This is a genomic window from uncultured Microbacterium sp. (assembly GCF_963524805.1).
In the GTDB taxonomy this organism is placed as follows: Bacteria; Actinomycetota; Actinomycetes; order Actinomycetales; family Microbacteriaceae; genus Microbacterium.
In genome coordinates this window covers 221,494-238,483 of sequence record NZ_CAURGG010000001.1, presented here as the reverse complement: position 1 = coordinate 238,483, position 16,990 = coordinate 221,494, and the positions used below count along the sequence as shown (strand labels likewise).

At 69.1% G+C, this 16,990-nt stretch carries 21 protein-coding genes and 2 tRNA genes; 10 read left to right on the top strand and 13 right to left on the bottom strand.

What is annotated here, in order from left to right; genetic code table 11:
* Positions 1-40: 40 nt before the first annotated feature.
* Entirely contained in the window at positions 41-895 is an 855-nt protein-coding gene (locus RWQ91_RS01225; protein WP_314502895.1) for an acyl-CoA thioesterase II, read from the top strand.
* Positions 896-901: 6 nt separating this feature from the next.
* Here RWQ91_RS01225 and RWQ91_RS01220 read toward each other — a convergent pair whose 3' ends face one another.
* From RWQ91_RS01220 to ssb, 4 genes are all read right to left on the bottom strand, one after another.
* Positions 902-1,447, bottom strand: a complete 546-nt coding sequence (locus RWQ91_RS01220) for a thioesterase family protein (RefSeq protein WP_314502032.1) — start codon at positions 1,445-1,447, stop codon at positions 902-904.
* Positions 1,440-3,122: an energy-dependent translational throttle protein EttA gene (gene ettA / locus RWQ91_RS01215; protein ID WP_314502029.1), complete on the bottom strand. Its 1,683-nt coding sequence runs from the start codon at positions 3,120-3,122 to the stop codon at positions 1,440-1,442. The genes RWQ91_RS01220 and ettA overlap by 8 nt, the downstream gene beginning before the upstream one ends.
* Positions 3,123-3,187: 65 nt before the next feature.
* Entirely contained in the window at positions 3,188-3,736 is a 549-nt protein-coding gene (locus RWQ91_RS01210; RefSeq protein ID WP_314502028.1) for a DUF6993 domain-containing protein, read from the bottom strand.
* A gap of 45 nt (positions 3,737-3,781) precedes the next feature.
* Complete coding sequence (ssb, locus tag RWQ91_RS01205) at positions 3,782-4,342, bottom strand: single-stranded DNA-binding protein (RefSeq protein WP_314502027.1); 561 nt, start codon at positions 4,340-4,342, stop codon at positions 3,782-3,784.
* A gap of 221 nt (positions 4,343-4,563) precedes the next feature.
* Between ssb and RWQ91_RS01200 the strand changes: the two genes are divergently transcribed.
* Entirely contained in the window at positions 4,564-4,821 is a 258-nt protein-coding gene (locus RWQ91_RS01200) for a hypothetical protein (protein ID WP_314502026.1), read from the top strand.
* Positions 4,822-4,849: 28 nt separating this feature from the next.
* On the opposite strand, the gene RWQ91_RS01195 is transcribed toward RWQ91_RS01200, so the two are convergent.
* On the bottom strand, positions 4,850-6,274 hold the full coding sequence (locus RWQ91_RS01195; RefSeq protein WP_314502025.1) for a PLP-dependent aminotransferase family protein: 1,425 nt from the start codon (positions 6,272-6,274) through the stop codon (positions 4,850-4,852).
* Positions 6,275-6,336: 62 nt separating this feature from the next.
* Here RWQ91_RS01195 and RWQ91_RS01190 point away from each other — a divergent pair, with 62 nt between their 5' ends.
* The gene (locus RWQ91_RS01190; protein WP_314502023.1) at positions 6,337-6,966 is read left to right on the top strand and encodes a hypothetical protein; all 630 of its coding nucleotides are present in this window, start codon (positions 6,337-6,339) and stop codon (positions 6,964-6,966) included.
* A gap of 7 nt (positions 6,967-6,973) precedes the next feature.
* On the opposite strand, the gene RWQ91_RS01185 is transcribed toward RWQ91_RS01190, so the two are convergent.
* A complete protein-coding gene (locus RWQ91_RS01185; RefSeq protein ID WP_314502021.1) occupies positions 6,974-7,186 on the bottom strand; it encodes a methyltransferase in 213 nt (70 codons plus the stop codon).
* Between the two features lie 142 nt (positions 7,187-7,328).
* Between RWQ91_RS01185 and RWQ91_RS01180 the strand changes: the two genes are divergently transcribed.
* The 6 genes from RWQ91_RS01180 to RWQ91_RS01155 all read left to right on the top strand — a co-directional run bounded on the left by RWQ91_RS01180 (position 7,329) and on the right by RWQ91_RS01155 (position 9,339).
* Positions 7,329-7,400 (top strand) — tRNA-Arg (locus tag RWQ91_RS01180).
* A gap of 57 nt (positions 7,401-7,457) precedes the next feature.
* Positions 7,458-8,084, top strand: coding sequence for an oligoribonuclease (orn, locus tag RWQ91_RS01175; protein ID WP_314502019.1), 627 nt, complete (start codon positions 7,458-7,460; stop codon positions 8,082-8,084).
* A gap of 38 nt (positions 8,085-8,122) precedes the next feature.
* Positions 8,123-8,198 (top strand) — tRNA-His (locus RWQ91_RS01170).
* A complete protein-coding gene (locus RWQ91_RS01165) occupies positions 8,199-8,549 on the top strand; it encodes a metallopeptidase family protein (RefSeq protein WP_314502017.1) in 351 nt (116 codons plus the stop codon).
* Positions 8,540-8,842 (top strand): ATP-dependent Clp protease adapter ClpS, encoded by a 303-nt coding sequence (gene clpS, locus RWQ91_RS01160; RefSeq protein WP_399545631.1) that lies wholly within the window; start codon positions 8,540-8,542, stop codon positions 8,840-8,842. The genes RWQ91_RS01165 and clpS overlap by 10 nt, the downstream gene beginning before the upstream one ends.
* The gene (locus tag RWQ91_RS01155) at positions 8,839-9,339 is read left to right on the top strand and encodes a DUF2017 family protein (RefSeq protein WP_314502015.1); all 501 of its coding nucleotides are present in this window, start codon (positions 8,839-8,841) and stop codon (positions 9,337-9,339) included. Before clpS ends, RWQ91_RS01155 begins: the two co-directional genes overlap by 4 nt.
* A gap of 4 nt (positions 9,340-9,343) precedes the next feature.
* Here RWQ91_RS01155 and RWQ91_RS01150 read toward each other — a convergent pair whose 3' ends face one another.
* The 6 genes from RWQ91_RS01150 to gatC are packed head-to-tail and all read right to left on the bottom strand — an operon-like array spanning position 9,344 to position 14,903.
* Positions 9,344-9,937: a hypothetical protein gene (locus RWQ91_RS01150; protein ID WP_314502013.1), complete on the bottom strand. Its 594-nt coding sequence runs from the start codon at positions 9,935-9,937 to the stop codon at positions 9,344-9,346.
* Positions 9,912-10,232, bottom strand: coding sequence for a hypothetical protein (locus RWQ91_RS01145; protein WP_314502012.1), 321 nt, complete (start codon positions 10,230-10,232; stop codon positions 9,912-9,914). The genes RWQ91_RS01150 and RWQ91_RS01145 overlap by 26 nt, the downstream gene beginning before the upstream one ends.
* Before the next feature lie 56 nt (positions 10,233-10,288).
* Positions 10,289-11,548, bottom strand: coding sequence for a DNA polymerase IV (locus tag RWQ91_RS01140; RefSeq protein ID WP_314502011.1), 1,260 nt, complete (start codon positions 11,546-11,548; stop codon positions 10,289-10,291).
* A 37-nt stretch (positions 11,549-11,585) separates the two neighbouring features.
* Positions 11,586-13,085, bottom strand: coding sequence for an Asp-tRNA(Asn)/Glu-tRNA(Gln) amidotransferase subunit GatB (gatB, locus tag RWQ91_RS01135; protein WP_314502009.1), 1,500 nt, complete (start codon positions 13,083-13,085; stop codon positions 11,586-11,588).
* Position 13,086: 1 nt separating this feature from the next.
* The gene (gatA, locus tag RWQ91_RS01130) at positions 13,087-14,607 is read right to left on the bottom strand and encodes an Asp-tRNA(Asn)/Glu-tRNA(Gln) amidotransferase subunit GatA (RefSeq protein WP_314502006.1); all 1,521 of its coding nucleotides are present in this window, start codon (positions 14,605-14,607) and stop codon (positions 13,087-13,089) included.
* Positions 14,604-14,903, bottom strand: a complete 300-nt coding sequence (gene gatC, locus RWQ91_RS01125; RefSeq protein ID WP_314502004.1) for an Asp-tRNA(Asn)/Glu-tRNA(Gln) amidotransferase subunit GatC — start codon at positions 14,901-14,903, stop codon at positions 14,604-14,606. The genes gatA and gatC overlap by 4 nt, the downstream gene beginning before the upstream one ends.
* A 68-nt stretch (positions 14,904-14,971) precedes the next feature.
* On the opposite strand from gatC, the gene RWQ91_RS01120 reads away from it, so the two are divergent.
* Positions 14,972-16,675, top strand: a complete 1,704-nt coding sequence (locus tag RWQ91_RS01120) for a long-chain-fatty-acid--CoA ligase (protein WP_314502002.1) — start codon at positions 14,972-14,974, stop codon at positions 16,673-16,675.
* A 5-nt stretch (positions 16,676-16,680) separates the two neighbouring features.
* Here RWQ91_RS01120 and RWQ91_RS01115 read toward each other — a convergent pair whose 3' ends face one another.
* Positions 16,681-16,989 (bottom strand): YciI family protein, encoded by a 309-nt coding sequence (locus RWQ91_RS01115; protein ID WP_314502000.1) that lies wholly within the window; start codon positions 16,987-16,989, stop codon positions 16,681-16,683.
* Position 16,990: the final 1 nt, after the last annotated feature.

Here is a 16,990-nt window from a genome sequence, read left to right as displayed (position 1 = left end):
CCCCGAGGACTTCATCCCCGACCCCGATCCGGTGGCCTCCATGCTGGCGGTGCTCGATCTGTCCCAATCCGGCGCCCGCACCACCGAGGACATCTTCACGGGAGTGTCGCAGTCGATGCCGCTGGGACGCGTCTACGGAGGACAGGTCCTCGCTCAGTCCATCGTCGCCGCGGAGCGCACGATTCCCGATGGTCGTTCCGTGCACTCGATGCACGGATACTTCCTGCGACCGGGCGACGCCTCGAAAGGGATCACCTTCTCGGTCGATCGCATCCACGACGGGCGGTCGTTCTCGACCCGGCGGACGCAGGCGTTCCAGGAGGGCGTGCCGATCTTCTCCATGATCGCGTCCTTCCAGGACGAAGACCCCGGCATCGAGCATCAGGCCGAGATGCCGGCTGGACTGCCGGCACCGGAGGACCTACCCGATCTCGAAGACCACCTCGCGGGCCTTCATCCGATGTCCAAGCGCCTCTTCACGGACCGGCCGCTGGATGTGCGCCACATCGCCTCGCCGATCTACCTGTCCGTGCAGGGCGAGCATGTGCCCCGCCAGGCGGTGTGGATGCGTACGCGGCGAGCGATTCCCGACGATCCGGCCACGCACCGCGCGGCGCTGGCCTACCTCAGCGATCTGACCATCCAGGAGTCGATCCTGCGCGCGCACGGCGTGGCGTGGGCCACCCCGGGTCTGAAGGTCGCGAGCCTCGACCACGCGATGTGGTGGCATCGCCCCGGCCGCGTCGACGAGTGGATGCTGTACGTCCAGGAGTCGCCGAGCGCGCGCGGCGGACGCGGGCTCGCGACCGGGCGCATCTACTCGCGTGACGGGATGCTGGTGGCCAGCGTGGCGCAGGAGATCATGGTCCGCGTTCCCGCGCACCCGGCCGGCTGAGGCGCGTCAGCGCCGGTGCGCGTAGACGACCGGGGGTCCGAGGTACGGGGTCCAAGCCGAGCGCTGCTCGTCGGTGAGGCGGACAGGCCGCCCGGTGGCGGCATCCACCATCACGACGACGGCCGACGCCCGCGCATAGAGCTCCTGCTGCATCGCGGCGGCACCCCGATCACCCGGCTCGCTCATGCGCGCGCCGGACGACGGGGGGCTGAACACCTCGTAGCAGACCTCGATGCTGGATCCGCCGATCTTGCCGAACCACAGCTGCACGTCGAGCGGATTGCGCTGGTAGGGCACGGGGCGCAGGTACTCGATCTCCTGCCGGGCGATGAGCGTCAGGGTGCCCGCATCGATGCCGGAATCCAGCACCGCCGTGGGCGGCGCTTCCTCCTCGACGCCCGGCCGCCAGAACGCACGCACGCGCACCTCCTCGAGGAGCTTCAGCATGGAGGCGTTGTTGACGTGGTTGAAGGCGTCGAGATCGCCCCATCGCAGATGGATCGGGACGTGCAGACGAGGATGGGGCGCGGTGCCGCGCGGGGCGTCAGTCACGCGTGAGCTTGCGATACGTGGAGCGGTGCGGGTTCGCCGCATCGGCGCCGAGGCGCTCGATCTTGTTCTCCTCGTACGCCTCGAAGTTCCCCTCGAACCAGTACCACTGGTCGGGATCGTCCTCGGTGCCCTCGTACGCGAGGATGTGCGTGGCGATCCGGTCCAGGAACCAGCGATCGTGCGTGATGACCACCGCGCATCCCGGGAACTCCAGGAGGGCGTTCTCGAGGCTGCCGAGAGTCTCGACGTCCAGGTCGTTGGTCGGCTCGTCGAGCAGCAGCAGGTTTCCGCCCTGCTTGAGCGTGAGCGCCAGGTTCAGGCGGTTGCGCTCGCCACCGGAGAGGACGCCCGCCTTCTTCTGCTGGTCGGGTCCCTTGAACCCGAACTGCGACACGTACGCGCGCGAGGGGATCTCGACCTTGCCGACCTGGATCCAGTCCAGGCCGTCGCTCACGACCTCCCACAGCGACTTGTTCGGGTCGATGCCGCCACGGCTCTGGTCGACGTAGGAGATGTCGACAGTCTCTCCGACCTTCAGCTCGCCGCCGTCCAGCGGTTCGAGGCCGACGATCGTCTTGAACAGCGTGGTCTTGCCGACGCCGTTCGGGCCGATGATGCCGACGATGCCGTTGCGGGGCAGGCTGAAGGTCAGCCCGTCGATCAGGCTACGGCCGTCGAAGCCCTTCTGAAGCTTCTTCGCCTCGAGCACGACCTGGCCCAGGCGGGGGCCGGGCGGGATCACGATCTCGTCGAAGTCCAACTTGCGGGTGCGGTCGGCCTCGGCCGCCATCTCCTCGTATCGGGCGAGGCGGGACTTGGACTTGGTCTGTCGCCCCTTCGCGTTGCTGCGCACCCACTCGAGCTCGCTGGCGAGGCGCTTGGCGAGCTTGGCGTCCTTCTTGCCCTGCACCTGCAGGCGCTCCTGCTTCTTCTCGAGGTAGGTCGAGTAGTTGCCCTCGTACGGGTAGAGGCGTCCGCGGTCGACCTCGCAGATCCACTCCGCGACGTGGTCGAGGAAGTATCGATCGTGGGTGACGGCCAGCACCGCACCGGGGTACTTCGCAAGGTGCTGCTCGAGCCACTGAACGCTCTCGGCGTCGAGGTGGTTGGTGGGCTCGTCCAGCAACAGCAGGTCGGGCTTCTGCAGCAGCAGCTTGCAGAGGGCGACGCGACGCTTCTCGCCGCCGGAGAGATTCGACACGATCGCCTCGGAGGGCGGAGTGCGCAATGCGTCCATGGCCTGCTCGAGCTGGGAGTCGAGGTCCCAAGCGTCAGCGGCGTCGATGGCCTCCTGCAGGGTGCCCATTTCGGCGAGGAGGGTGTCGAAGTCGGCGTCGGGGTCGGCCATGAGGGCTGAGATCTCGTTGAAGCGATCGAGCTTCTCCTTGATCGGACCCACGCCCTGCTGCACGTTCTCGAGGACTGTCTTGTCTTCGTCCAGCTCCGGCTCCTGCATCAGGATGCCGACGCTGTAGCCGGGACTGAGCTTCGCCTCCCCGTTGCTCGGGGTGTCGATGCCGGCCATGATCTTCAGGATCGTGGACTTTCCGGCGCCGTTGGGACCCACGACGCCGATCTTGGCTCCGGGAAGGAAAGCCATCGTGACGTCGTCGAGGATCACCTTGTCGCCGACAGCTTTGCGGGCACGGACCATCGAGTAGATGTAATCAGCCATAACCTGTCCATTCTACCGGCCGCGCTCCGGCAGCTTTCGCCGTCGGGGCGCCTCGCGCGAGCGGCTCACCAGTCGATCGGGCGGGTCTCTCCGACCAGACAGGTGCCTTCGGCCAGCAGCGGAACGACCACGGCCACCGGCGCGCCGGTCGCGGGGCCGACCTGGCCGATGAGGCACTGATCATTCCAGCGCACCGAGAACTGGATGCTCTCGGCGGGGTTGCCGACGGTGCTCTGGTCGGGCGTCAGCTGCATCGCGGTCTTGTCGAACCCGGCGGCGACGAGCGCGTCGATGAACGCGCGGCCCGCCACCTGGTCGGGCGTCGCCCATACCGCCTCGACCACCGCGCGGAAGAGGGGAAGGTTCTCCTCGGCGGTGCCATCGGGCACCAGGGCCGGCCCCGCGGCTTCGGTCTCGGAGGGTGCGGCGGACGGCGAAGCGGATTCCGCCACGGTCGCCTCCGGGGTTGCGCTCGGGGGAGCGCTCGGAGATGACTCCGCAGTGTTCTCTCCGAGCGTGGGCGTGCACCCGGCGAGCGCAAGGGCGCCAACGAGCACAGCGACGATCAGTGTGCGCGAAGCGGGACCGGCGCGGCGCTCAGGGTGGCGGGACACGGTTCGAGTCTAAAGTGCACCGTCCTGAGCACCCGGAGTCGTCGCTCAGAACGGCGTCTCCGCACCGGCCAGCGAGAGCGGCCGCTGTGCACCGGCGCTGCTCGTGTCGGAGTCGTCCTCCGGTGCGCTCACCGCGGCCGCGTCGCCTCCGACCAGAGACGAGGACCCCTGCGCGCCCGCGCTTTCCCACCCGCCGTCATCCGCACCCGTGGAGGCCCACCCCTCCGGCGCCGATGCCGTTGCAGCCGGCCCGGACTCATCGGCACGGAAGGTCGTCGTTCCGAACAGCAGGTCGTGTCCGATCGCGTCGATGTCGATGTCGACGGACGTGCCGCGCTTCTCGCCGGTGTCCCAGTTGCGGATCTTCAGGCGCCCGGTGAGCACCACGCGCTCGCGGCGGTGGACCGACTCGAAGACGTGCTCGGCAAGGCGACGGTACGCCGACACCGTGTACCAGTTGCTCTCCCCGTCCACCCACGAGCCGGTGGCCCGGTCGAAACGGCGCTCTTTGCTGGCCACCCGGAAGGTGGTGATCGGCACGCCGTTGCGCACCTTCTTCTCCGGGTCGGTTCCGACGGTTCCGACGATGGTGATCGTGTCGTTCATGGCGCATCCCTCTCTTCCCGAGGACGGTCCTCGGGTTGCGTCGGTGCCCGGGTGCCCGTCGGGCACCGACGCGTTCTCAGAATGCGCAGATCGGCGAGTGTCGTGCACCCGCCTGTGGAGAGGTGGAGAAAGTCTTCGTCGAACAGCCGCCTGGGGAGGAGGCGGCCGCGGCTCGCGCGATGTCGGAGGTCGTACCTATCTTCGAATGAGAAGGGAATGCCATGACGCTCACGATGTCCTCCTCCCCCGCAACCCCCCGCCTGTCCGGGGCTGTCGCCGTCGGTCTCGTCTCCGCCGGTCCCCTGCTCTGGCGCGTCGTCGAGCGGGGCCGGGTGATCGGCCACCTTCAGGCCGTACGCACCGGAGAGGACCTCCGCTACCGAGCGCGGCGGTACCACGCCCCCAGTCGCGCATTCCGTGACCTCGGGGAATTCTGGGCGGCGGATGACGCCGTCGACTGTGTCCGCTTCGCCCGCTGACGGCAGAGCCCGCCGGCCCCGGTGGTGCTCACACGACCGAGTCCAGATGCTCGGTCATGGCAACCGGCGCACCGCCGCGTACGCGAGGCCACGCTTCGCCCAGGACGCCCACCGCCCGCACGAGGTCCTCCGGCGCGGCGGTGAAGGGCATCCTCAGGTGCCGATCATGACCGCCGTCCACCGAGAACCGCGGTCCCGCCGAGAGCAGCACGCCGCGCGATCGGACATCCATGACGAGCGTCGAACTCAGCGGGGCGTCCAGCGCGATCCAGAGCGAGACTCCGCCGTGCACGTCCGGGATGCGCCACTCCGGAAGGGATCCCCGCAGCGCCGCGACCAGGGCGTCGCGCCCTGCGCGCAGCACATGCGACCGCTGGGCGATGACGGCGTCGTATTGCGCGAGTGCCGCTGCCGCGACGGCCTGCTCGAATTCCGGTGTCCCCAGATCATGGGCCGGTCGCGCCGCGACGAGGCGTCGCACGAGATCGGCCTCGGCCCGGATCCAGCCGACCCGCAGCCCGCCCCAGACCGTCTTTCCGAGCGAGCCGAGTCTGACCACGAGTGACGGGTCGCCGTCGATGAAACCGGGAGCGACGGTGCCGCGATCGATGTCCAGGTCCGCCGTGGTCTCGTCGAGCACCAGGATCGTGCCGGACCGCTCGGCAGCCTGCAGCACGCCGTGGCGCTCCGCCGCGGTCATGGATCGCCCCGTGGGATTCTGGAAGTCCGGCATGAGGTACGCCAGCACGGGAAGCGTGCGCGCGAACGCCTGCTGGCCGCGGTCGAGGTCCCAGCCGTCCGCCGTGGTCACCGGCACCCCGACCAGTCTCGCGTCGGCGCGGCGCAGCGCGTCCGCGGCGTGCGGGTACGTCGGCGTCTCGATCACCACGCGGTCGCCCCTGCTGAGCAGGACGCTCGCGAGCAGGTGGATCGCGCTCTGGGCCCCGGTCGTCACGACGATCTCGTGGGGCGAGGTCGGGATGCCGCGCGCGCTGTACCGGGCGGCAATCGCCTCGCGCAATTCGCTCCTCCCGAGAACGTCGTAACCCGTCCGCGCAACGATCGTCGACGCCGACAGCGCCACCTCGCTGATCACCCCGGCCAGTCCCGGCCATGCCGGTGGGCTGGCCTGCTGCAGGTCGATCGCGTCTTCCGTGGTCGTCGCTCCTTCCGGGTCGCGGCGCCGGAGCGGCAGGGTCACGCTGCCCGAGCCACGCGTGCTGGATATATGACCGGAGTCGCGAAGGCTGCGGTAGGCGGCCGCCACCGTGCTCCGGCTCAGCTGGAGCGCGGCCGACAGCTCGCGTTCCGCGGGCAGGGCGGTACGAGGTGCGATCCGGTTGTCGAGGCACAGCAGACGGATGCCGTCAGCCAGCGCCTCGTAGGCCGGCTCGCGCGTGCGCCACCCGCCCAGCGCAGCGGAGAGGGCGCGGGCCGATATCCGAGAGTCCATGGAAGCCAGAGTAGGTGAATTGGACTGCTCCATGCGAGCCAATCATGAGATTGGATGGTCACATGCCCAGACGCATCCTCCAGCTCCTCGTCGGCCTCGTGCTCTACGGCGCCGGCTGCGCACTGACGGTGGAGGCGGGACTGGGCGTGGACCCGTGGACGGTCTTCGCGCAGGGGATCTCGGTGCACACCGGCATCGGCATCGGGTGGGTCACCAACATCGTGGGCTTCCTCGTTCTGCTCCTGTGGATTCCGCTCCGCCAGCGGCCCGGCGTGGGAACCATCGCGAACATCCTGCTCGTGGGTACGAGCATGCAGGCCGTGCTCTGGCTCATACCCCCTGTCTCCGGTGTCGGAGCGCAGGTCGCCGTGCTGCTGACCGGCATCCTGCTGGTCGCGCTCGCATCGGGTCTGTACATCGGTGCGCGGTTCGGACCGGGACCACGGGACGGCCTGATGACCGGCCTGCACGCGCGCCTGGGATGGCCGATCTGGGTGTGCCGCGCGGCGGTGGAAGTGACCGTACTCGCCGTCGGCTGGACGCTCGGCGGCACGGTCGGCATCGGCACCGTGCTCTTCGCGGTCCTCATCGGACCGCTTGTCCACGTGGCGCTGCCGCTGCTGGACACCCGCCGCGCGAAAGGCTCCGTGCACAGCAGCGCAGCGCCGGCGTCAGCGGACGCCGTCCACTGACAACCGCTCAGTGCTCTTGGAACCGCGGCCAATCGCTGCCGGCGGGCATGCGTGCGTGCAGTGCGCTCTTCGCGATCTCCATCGACGGGTAGGTTCCCGCATGCGCTTGCGCTCCGGCCATCGTCACGGTGTACCCGCCGTCGTCCTTGCGGATGCTGCCCGCCACTCCGGACGGGCCGTATGCGACCCACAGGGCGTGGTGAGTCTCGGTCGTGCTCATCTTCGAACTCCTTCCGACACGCTCGACGCTACGCCCGCGCGTCGGCTCCCGCCAGTGCCGTCGTGGCGCGTCGGGCTCACGGCCCCGCGTGGACGACACCGGTTCCGGGGGAACGAGCGCGCCCGGTAGCGTATACGGGTCACCCCCCGTAGCTCAGTGGAAGAGCGTCCGGTTTCTACCCGGCTGGTCGGGAGTTCGAATCTCTCCGGGGGGGCCGAGGCGGCATCCCCGCGGACGTCCGTGTCCGAGCCCCGTCACTAGGATGGAGCCCATGGTGGGAGCTTCGGACAACGACCGTCTCGTGTGGATCGACTGCGAGATGACGGGTCTGGACCTCGCGGTCGACGAGCTCGTCGAGATCGCCGTCGTGGTCACCGATTTCGAGCTGCGCCCGCTCGATTCCGGCTTCTCGATCGTCATCAAGCCGGATGCGTCCGCGCTCGAGCACATGAACGACTTCGTCACCGCCATGCACGAGAAATCGGGACTGCTCACGGAGATCCCCGGCGGGGTCAGCGTGGCCGAGGCGGAGTTCGAGGCGCTCGAGTACATCCAGCGATTCGTTCCGCTGCAGGGAAAGGCTCCGCTGGCGGGCAACACGATCGGCACCGACAGGATGTTCCTGGCCAAGTACATGCCTCGCGTCGACCGCTGGCTGCACTACCGCAACGTCGACGTCTCCAGCATCAAAGAGCTCAGCAGGCGCTGGTATCCGCGCGCGTACATCCATGCTCCGGCGAAGGGCGGGGGTCATCGCGCGCTGGCCGACATCCGGGAATCGATCCTGGAACTGTCCTACTACCGCTCCGCGGTGTTCGTCCCCGAGCCGGGGCCGACCAGTGATGGCGCACGCGCCGCGGCGGCGGCGGCCGTTTCGGCGTACGCGCCCGAAGTATGAGAGAATTTTCGGGTTGCCCGACACGTGCGGGAGACATGGTGGGTATAGCTCAGTTGGTAGAGCGCGGCCTTGTGGTGGCCGATGTCGCGGGTTCGAGCCCCGTTACTCACCCCAATGATTGACATGGATGCAGAGGCATTCGAGACGCTCGTCACCGACGAACTCGATCGCCTCCCTGACGACATGGTCGACGGCTTGGACAACGTGATCTTCGTCGTCGAGGATCGGCCTGAGGACGGCACTCTCGACCTGCTGGGACTCTACGACGGCTGGGCTCTCACCGAACGCGACCGCTACGGTGTGGGCGAGCTTCCCGACCGGATCATCCTGTATCGGGAACCGCATCTGGCGACGTGCGGAAGCGAAAGGGAGCTCCGCGACGAAGTCCACACGACCCTCGTGCACGAGATCGCCCACTTCTACGGCATCGATGACCACCGGCTGCACGAACTCGGGTGGGCATGATGCTCGCGCAGCCTGATATCGACGAGAGCGTGGGAACCCGCGGGGAGGAATCACCCCTCCGGCCCTGGCAGACCGTCGTGTGGAACGATCCGGTCAACCTCATGAGCTACGTCGCACACGTCTTCCGCGAGTACTTCGGATTCGAACGCTCCCACGCGGAGCGGCTGATGCTCGCCGTTCACCACGACGGTCATGCGATCGTGGCGGAAGGCGCGCGCGAGCAGATGGAGCTGCACGCGCAGGCGATGCACGACTACGGGCTGTGGGCGACGATCCGGCAGGCGCCGCAGTGAGCGCGCGCCGCACCGTGGTGCTCGAGCTGACGAGGATGGAGGCCGCCCATCTCGCCGGACTCGTGACGCAGTTCGCCGAGCTGCTCGAGGACGCGGACAGTGCCGGCGGCGATCCGGCGATCGCGCGGCTGGTACCCGACGCCTACGCGGGCGACCCCGCGGCGGCGCGGGAATTCCGCGAGCTCACCGAGAGCGACCTCCTCGAGCGCCGCCGCCAGGACGCCGGGATCGTCCTCAGCACTCTCAGTGCAGCCGCCTCCTTGCCCGAGGACGTCGCCGCCGACGATGAGGTCCTCATGGAGCTCGTCGAGCTGGCACTGGACGCCGAGACGGTTCAGGCGTGGTTGCGGTGCCTGGCGGCGATCCGCCTGGTGCTGGCGACGCGGCTCGGAATCCGCTCGGAGGACGACCACGACGTCGAGGACCCGCGGTTCGGGATCTACGAGTGGCTCGGATACCGGCTCGACGGGATCGTGCAGGCGGCGTCGGAGGACTAGGCCGTCACGGGATGGCGAACACGTGGGTCGCGCGCCGGGTGGGTTCGTCCCGCTCGAGGTGCCGGTCCTCCTGCAGCGCCCAGCGGCTCCAGTGCGGGCGATAGGTGTCGCCGTCCCGCTCGAGCGCGCGGCGCATGCGCGACGGACCCGGTGACTCGAGCCAGACCCGGACGTCTCCCAGACGCGCCGTCCCCGCCGTGAGGAGGCCGGATCCTTCGACGATCAACGGCAGCGAGGGGTCGACGGCATGCGCCTCCGCGGGCGCGGAGATCTCCCAGTCCCACCGCTGCCACACGCCGATGAGTCCTCGGGCGTGCGGACGCAGGATCAGCTCCCGCGCGGTCTCGACGCCGTCCGCCAATCCGTCCCACCCCGGATAGACGGAGTCCATCGAGACCAGCTGCACACGCCCGCGCATCGGCCATCGAGCCACCAGCGCGCGCGCCAGCGACGTCTTCCCCGACCCGCTGCGCCCGTCGATCAGCACCACGGGGTTGGCGGCGCCCACCCCGACGATCGCCTGCAGGACATGTGAGGCGGCGACGCCGAGCGCCGTCGAGACCGGATCGGCGTCAGCGCTTGAGGGCGCGGATGACACGGCTCAGCGCACGACCTGCGACCCACACGAACGGAATGGCGACCGCGAGGAACGAGACGATGTTCGGCTCGAAGGTGAGCGAATCGCCCTTGCGGATGTATGCGCCCAGCGGCACCGAGTACCCGCCGCCGCCTCCGCCGCCGTTGCCGGCCTCATCGGATCCGCCTCCGAATCCCGTCCACGCCAGTGCGACGGGGACGATCTGGATGCCGCCGACGTCCATCTGCTCGCCATAGGCGCTGTGGACCCCGAAGGTCGCGGACTGCTTGCCGAGTTCGAGTGCGATGTTGGGCATTCCTCCACGCTACCCGGCCGGGGCCGCACTGCCCAGGTCTGCGCGAGGGTTCCTGCTCAATCCATGCTCTCGGGGCGCGGATGCGACGGCAGCGCTTCGCCGCCGCGAGAGCCGCCGAGCAGTGTCGCTCGTGTGATCGCACCTTTGCCGAAGCGGGCGGCGGCATCATCCAGCGCGCCTTCGACACGACGCCATTCCTCGTCGTCATCCCACAGCGCCGGACCGTCGACCCCGGCTGCGCGCAGCTTCTCGGCCCGAACACCGACCAGGCGCACCGGCATCGTGCGATCGACCGCATCGAACAGATCGAGCGCCGCCTGACCGATGCGCTGGCCCACCGCGGTCGCCTCGGGCAGAGTCTGCGAGCGGCTGATCGTGGTGAAGTCGGCGAATCGCACTTTGATCGAGATGGTCCGCGCCTCCCACCCGTGTGTGCGCAGCCGGGCGCCCACACGGTCGGCGAGGCGGCGCAGCTCCGAGCGGAGCGTGGAGGCATCGTCGATGTCCAGATCGAAGGTCTCCTCGTGACCGACGCTCTTCTCGACGCGCGTGGTGTCGACGACGCGGGCATCGAGCCCTCGTGCCAGATGCCAGATGCGCTCGCTCGTCGCCGCGCCCAGAGATCGCTCGAGCACCGATCGCGGAGTGTCGAGGATGTCGGCGACGGTGTGAATGCCGCGTCCCTCGAGCGCCTCGGCGGATTTCGGCCCGATCCCCCAGAGGGTCCGCACCGATCGCGGGCGCAGGAACGCCTCGGTATCGGCGGCGGCCACGATCAGAAGACCGTCCGGCTTGCTGATCGTCGAGGCCATCTTCGCCACGTGCTTGGTGGCCGCGACGCCGATGCTGCAGGTCAGCCCGGTTTCGGCGCGCACGCGCCGGCGCAGCGTGCGTGCGATCTCACCGGGACTCCCCCACAGCCGCCGCGCACCTCGGACGTCCAGGAACGCTTCGTCGATCGAGAGCGGCTCGACTAGCGGCGTGACGTCATGGAAGATCCGCATGACCTCCTTCGAGAGGGCGGCGTAGCGCTCGAAGTTCGGGCGCACAGTGATCGCCGTCGGGCAGAGCCGAAGCGCCTGCCCCACGTTCATCGCGGATCGGACGCCGAATCTGCGCGCCTCGTAGGACGCGCTCGAGACGACGCCGCGGCCCTCGAACCCGCCGACGATGACGGGCTTGCCGCGCAGCGACGGGTCATCGAGCACCTCGACGGATGCGTAGAACGCGTCCATGTCGACGTGCAGGATGTCGGTGCCGGTGTCGTCCGCATCGTCGGAGGAGACGAGGCGACCGGTGCCGTCACCGCGTCCCATGAACCGATGATGTCAGCACCGACCGACATCCCTTCCGCTACTGGCCGGCACGCTCCAGCACCAACTCGCGCACGCGCGCAGCGTCGGCCTGGCCCCTCATGGCCTTCATGACAGCACCGATCACCGCTCCGGCCGCCTGCACCTTGCCGTCGCGGATCTTCTCGAGAACGTCCGGCTGTGCCGCCAGCGCCTCGTCGATCGCCGCCACCAGCGCGCCGTCGTCGGAGACGACCGCGAGACCACGGGCGTCGATCACCTCCTGCGGAGACCCTTCGCCGGCGATCACGCCTTCCAGCACCTGCCGGGCGAGCTTGTCCGTCAGCGTGCCCGCATCCACCAGCGCCTGGACGGCGGCCACATCGGCCGGCGCGATCAGATCGGATGCCTCGCGACCCTGCGCGTTCGCGAGGCGGGTGATCTCGCCCGTCCACCATTTGCGCGCTGCGGCGGGCGTCGCGCCCGCCGCGATCGTCGCCTCCAGCTCCGCCAGGATGCCGTTGTTGGCTGCATCCTGGAACTCGAGGTCCGTGAAGCCCCACTCGGTCTTCAGCCGACGGCGACGTGCCGCTGCCGGCTCCGGAAGCGCCGCCCGCAGCTCCTCGATCAGCTCCGCGGACGGAACGACGGGAAGCAGGTCCGGCTCGGGGAAGTAGCGGTAGTCGTCGGCGTCGGACTTGGGACGCCCCGGCGAGGTGGTACCGGTGTCCTCGTGCCAGTGCCGCGTCTCCTGCGTGATCGTGCCGCCGTCGGCGAGGATCGCCGCCTGGCGCTGGATCTCGTAGCGCACGGCGCGCTCGACGGATCGCATCGAGTTGACGTTCTTGGTCTCGGTGCGCGTGCCCAGCTTCTCCTGACCGCGGGGGCGCAGCGAGACGTTCGCGTCGCAGCGCAGATTGCCGCGCTCCATCTTCGCGTCGGAGATCCCGAGCGACAGCACGATGTCGCGGATCGTCTGCACGTACGCCTTGGCGATCTCGGGTGCGCGGTGCTCCGCGCCGTAGATGGGTTTGGTGACGATCTCGACGAGCGGAACTCCGGCGCGGTTGTAGTCGACCAGAGAGTACTCGGCGCCTTGGATGCGGCCCGTCGAGCCGCCGACGTGCGTGAGCTTGCCGGCATCCTCTTCCATGTGTGCGCGCTCGATCGGAACGACCACCCGAGTGCCGTCGGACAGCTCGACCTCGACCGATCCTTCGAACGCGATCGGCTCGTCGTACTGGGAGATCTGGTAGTTCTTGCCGAGGTCGGGGTAGAAGTAGTTCTTCCGTGCGAAGCGGCTCGAGGGAGCGATCTGACAGCCCAGGGCGAGCCCGAGCGAGATCGAGTACCTCACGGCCTGTTCGTTGACCACGGGAAGCGAACCGGGAAGACCGAGGTCCACGGGGGCGAGGTCGGAGTTCGGCTCACGCCCGAAGGAGTTCGGTGCGGCGGAGAACATCTTCGTCTTGGTGTTGAGCTCGACGTGCACCTCGAATCCGAGGACCGGCTCGAAAAGCTCGAGCGCCTTGTCGAAGTCCAGAGTCTTCTCTTTCGCCATCTCAGGCCACCTCTCCGCGCACGGGGGCCCGGTCCAGCAGCGGTCCGCCCCAGGAATCGATCAGCAGCGCCTCGAGTGCCGCACCGACCCGGTAGAGCCGCGCGTCCTGCCGAGCAGGGGCGAGGAACTGGATGCCGACCGGCAGGCCGTCCTCCTCGGCGAGGCCCGAAGGGATCGAGATGCCGGGGACGCCGGCGAGGTTCGCCGGAATGGTCGTCACATCGTTGAGGTACATCTGCATCGGATCGTCGATCTTCTCTCCGAGGCGGAACGCCGTCGTGGGAGCGGACGGCGTCGCGATCACGTCCACCTGTGCGAACGCCGCGTCGAAGTCGCGCTGGATGAGGGTGCGCACCTTCTGAGCGGAGCCGTAGTACGCGTCGTAGTAGCCGGCCGACAGGGCGTACGTGCCGAGGATGATGCGGCGCTTGACCTCGTCGCCGAAGCCCGCATCGCGCGTGGCGGCCATGACGTTCTCCACGGTGGGCGTCCCGTGGGGAGTGACGCGCAGCCCGAAGCGGACCGAATCGAATTTCGCGAGGTTGCTGGAGGCCTCGGCGGGCAGGATCAGATAGTACGCGGCCACGCCGAACTCGAAGTGCGGGGCACTGATCTCGACGATCTCCGCACCCTGAGCCTCCATCGCCGACAGTGCCGAGCGGAAGGAGGCGGACACGCCCGCCTGGAAACCGGAGTCGGGAAGCTCGGTGATCACACCCACCTTGAGCCCGCGCAGCACGTCTCCACGTGCGCCCTCCCGCGCCGCCTCGGCGAAGGACGGCCAGGCATCCGTGAGCGAGGTCGAGTCACGTGGGTCGTGCCCGCCGATGACGTCGTGGAGCAGGCCGGCGTCCAACACCGTCCGCGTCACCGGGCCCACCTGGTCCAGGCTCGAGGCCAGGGCGATCGCCCCATAGCGGCTGACCCCGCCGTAGGTGGGCTTGAGTCCGACGGTGCCCGTCACGTGCGCCGGCTGGCGGATGGACCCGCCCGTGTCCGATCCCAGGGCCAGCGGCGCTTCGAACGCGGCCACCGCTGCAGCGGACCCCCCGCCGGATCCTCCGGGAATCCGGTCGAGGTCCCAGGGATTGTGGGTCGGTCCGTACGCGGAGTGCTCGGTCGAGGAGCCCATCGCGAACTCGTCCATGTTCGTCTTGCCGAGCGGCACGAGTCCGGCCGTCCGGGAGCGGGCGACGACTGTCGCATCGAACGGCGACATGTAGCCCTCGAGAATGCGCGAACCGCTCGTGGACGGCATGTCCGTCGTGACCAGGACGTCTTTGATCGCGAGCGGGACGCCCGCGACCGGTCCCAGGTCCTCACCGGCGCGGCGGCGCCGGTCGATGTCGGCGGCCACCTCGATTGCGTGATCGCTGACATGGAGGAAGGCGTGGATGTCGGCATCCACCGCGGCGATGCGGTCGAGGTGCGCCTGCGTCGCCTCGACGCTGGAGACCTCTCCCGAAGCGAGCTTGGCGGCGAGGTCGGCAGCGCTCAGGCGGGTCAGCTCGGCGGCGCTCACTGCTCCTCCCCCAGGATCGCCGTCACGCGGAAGCGGCCGTCCGCGGCATCCGGCGCGTTCTGCAGCGCCTGGGCGAGCGTGAGGGTCTCCCCGACGACGTCGGGCCGGTAGACGTTCTGCAGCGGGATCGGGTGGCTCGTCGCCGGCACATCCGGGGTCGCCACCTGCGACACCTTCGCGATGTTGTCGACGATGACATCGAGCTGACCGGTGAGGCGCTCGATCTCCTCGTCGCTCAGCTGGATCCGGGCGAGCACACCGAGATGGCGCACGAGATCGGGGGTGATTTCAGACACTCCAGCAGTCTAGTTGGGCATCGACGCGACCCCCGGCGGGCGGGCGGGGCCAGGCATAGGCTGGGCTCGTGACGACGTACGAGCCTCCACGCCCTTGGATCGCCAGCTACGCCGAGGGGGTGCCCGAAGATCTCGCGCCCGTCTCCGGATCGCTCGTGGACATCGTCGAAGCCTCGGCTCGCGACTATCCCGACGCTCCCGCGCTGCAGTTCTTCGGACGGACCACCTCGTACCGAGAGCTTCACGAGGCAATCGATCGCGCCGCCGCCGGACTGCGCGACCAGGGCGTGACAGCCGGTGACCCGGTGGCGATCGTGCTGCCGAACTGCCCTCAGCACATCGTGGCCTTCTATGCGGTCCTGCGACTGGGCGCCGTGGTGGTCGAGCACAATCCGCTGTACACCCCGCGGGAGATGCGCAAGCAGTTCGAGGACCACGGTGCGCGGCACGCGATCGTGTGGACGAAGGTCGTGGGACTCATCCAGGACTTCCCCGACGACATCGCCGTGACCTCGTTGATCTCGGTCGACATCACCAGGGCCATGCCGATGGGGACCCGCATGGCCTTGAAGCTGCCCATCGCCAAGGCCCGTGAGGCCCGCACGGCACTGCACGAGCGCGTGAGCGGCACGGTGACCTGGGAGTCGATCGTCGGCTCGGCACGCCTGCCGGAGTCTCACCCGAAGCCGGAGACGCACGATCTTGCCCTGATCCAGTACACCAGCGGCACGACGGGCACGCCCAAGGGCGCCTCCCTCACCCATCGCAATCTGCTCGCGAACGCCGCACAGGCACGTGCGTGGGTGCCCTCGATCGTCCGCGGCGACGGCTGCGTCGTGTACGCCGTGCTGCCGATGTTCCACGCCTACGGCCTCACGCTCTGCCTCACGTTCGCCATGTCGATGGGCGCGCTTCTCGTGCTCTTCCCCCGGTTCGACCCCGACATGGTGCTCGGGGTCACCCGGAAGCACCCGGCCACTTTCCTCCCGCTCGTGCCGCCGATCGCCGACCGCCTTCTCACGGCCGCCCGCGAGAAGGGTGTCTCGCTGGCGGGCACGCAGGTCGCGATCTCGGGCGCGATGGCTCTTCCCCACGAGCTCGTCGTGCCGTTCGAGGCCGCCTCCGGCGGCTATCTCGTCGAGGGCTACGGGCTGAGCGAGTGCTCGCCGGTTCTCATGGCGAATCCGGTCGCCGACAACCGCGTGCCCGGGACGGTCGGCCTGCCGTTGCCGGGGACGGAGCTGCGGGTGGTCGATCCCGAGGATCCCACGACCGATGTCGAGACCGGCGGCCGCGGGGAGCTCATCGTCCGGGGCCCGCAGGTGTTCGGCGGGTACTACGGCAAGCCCGAGGAGACCGCGAAGGTCTTCGTCGACGGCTGGTTCCGCACCGGCGACATCGTGACGGTCGACGAGGGCGGCTTCGTGCGCATCGTCGACCGCATCAAAGAGCTCATCATCACCGGCGGTTTCAACGTCGCGCCGACGGAAGTCGAGATCGCACTGCGTCAGCACCCGCTCGTCGAGGACGCCGCCGTCGTCGGGCTGCCCAGTCCCACCTCGGGCGAGGAGGTCGTGGCGGCCATCGTGCTCGCGCCCGGTGCGGCGGAGGCCGACACCGAGGCGATCCGAGCGTTCGCGCGCGGCATCCTGACCCCGTACAAGGTTCCTCGGCGCATCTTCGTCGTCGACGAGCTGCCGAAGTCCCTCATCGGCAAGGTGCTGCGGCGGCAGGTCCGCGATTCGCTCCTGCAGCTGACGAGCGGCGGCTGACGGCGTCAGTCGTCGAGCGCGTCACCCGAACCAGCGACGGCGTACGGGTACAGTTCGGCGCGCATGACGCCCGCCGACACCGCGGGATCGGTCCGCATGACGGCTCGCGCCGACGCCTCGTCGGGCGCCTCGAAGACCGTGACGCCGAACGCTCCCTCCTCGACGCGCGTGCGGCCGGCGAGGATGAGGATGCCGGCGTCCTTCAACGCCCGCAGGTAGCCCGCTCGCTCGGCCAGGACGGAGGACTCCTCGTCGGTGCGCGACCCGACGAGGCCGGGACGAGTCGGCTCGATGCGGTAGATCCATTGCGACATG

Coding starts and splice junctions, on each gene's coding strand:
- RWQ91_RS01225 (WP_314502895.1), top strand. CDS start 41: ATGCTGGCGGTGCTCGATCTGTCCCAATCCGGCGCCCGCACCACCGAG.
- ettA (WP_314502029.1), bottom strand. CDS start 3,122: ATGGCTGATTACATCTACTCGATGGTCCGTGCCCGCAAAGCTGTCGGC.
- ssb (WP_314502027.1), bottom strand. CDS start 4,342: ATGAACGACACGATCACCATCGTCGGAACCGTCGGAACCGACCCGGAG.
- RWQ91_RS01200 (WP_314502026.1), top strand. CDS start 4,564: ATGACGCTCACGATGTCCTCCTCCCCCGCAACCCCCCGCCTGTCCGGG.
- RWQ91_RS01195 (WP_314502025.1), bottom strand. CDS start 6,274: ATGGACTCTCGGATATCGGCCCGCGCCCTCTCCGCTGCGCTGGGCGGG.
- RWQ91_RS01190 (WP_314502023.1), top strand. CDS start 6,337: ATGCCCAGACGCATCCTCCAGCTCCTCGTCGGCCTCGTGCTCTACGGC.
- RWQ91_RS01185 (WP_314502021.1), bottom strand. CDS start 7,186: ATGAGCACGACCGAGACTCACCACGCCCTGTGGGTCGCATACGGCCCG.
- orn (WP_314502019.1), top strand. CDS start 7,458: ATGGTGGGAGCTTCGGACAACGACCGTCTCGTGTGGATCGACTGCGAG.
- RWQ91_RS01165 (WP_314502017.1), top strand. CDS start 8,199: ATGATTGACATGGATGCAGAGGCATTCGAGACGCTCGTCACCGACGAA.
- RWQ91_RS01145 (WP_314502012.1), bottom strand. CDS start 10,232: ATGCCCAACATCGCACTCGAACTCGGCAAGCAGTCCGCGACCTTCGGG.
- RWQ91_RS01140 (WP_314502011.1), bottom strand. CDS start 11,548: ATGGGACGCGGTGACGGCACCGGTCGCCTCGTCTCCTCCGACGATGCG.
- gatB (WP_314502009.1), bottom strand. CDS start 13,085: ATGGCGAAAGAGAAGACTCTGGACTTCGACAAGGCGCTCGAGCTTTTC.
- RWQ91_RS01115 (WP_314502000.1), bottom strand. CDS start 16,989: ATGTCGCAATGGATCTACCGCATCGAGCCGACTCGTCCCGGCCTCGTC.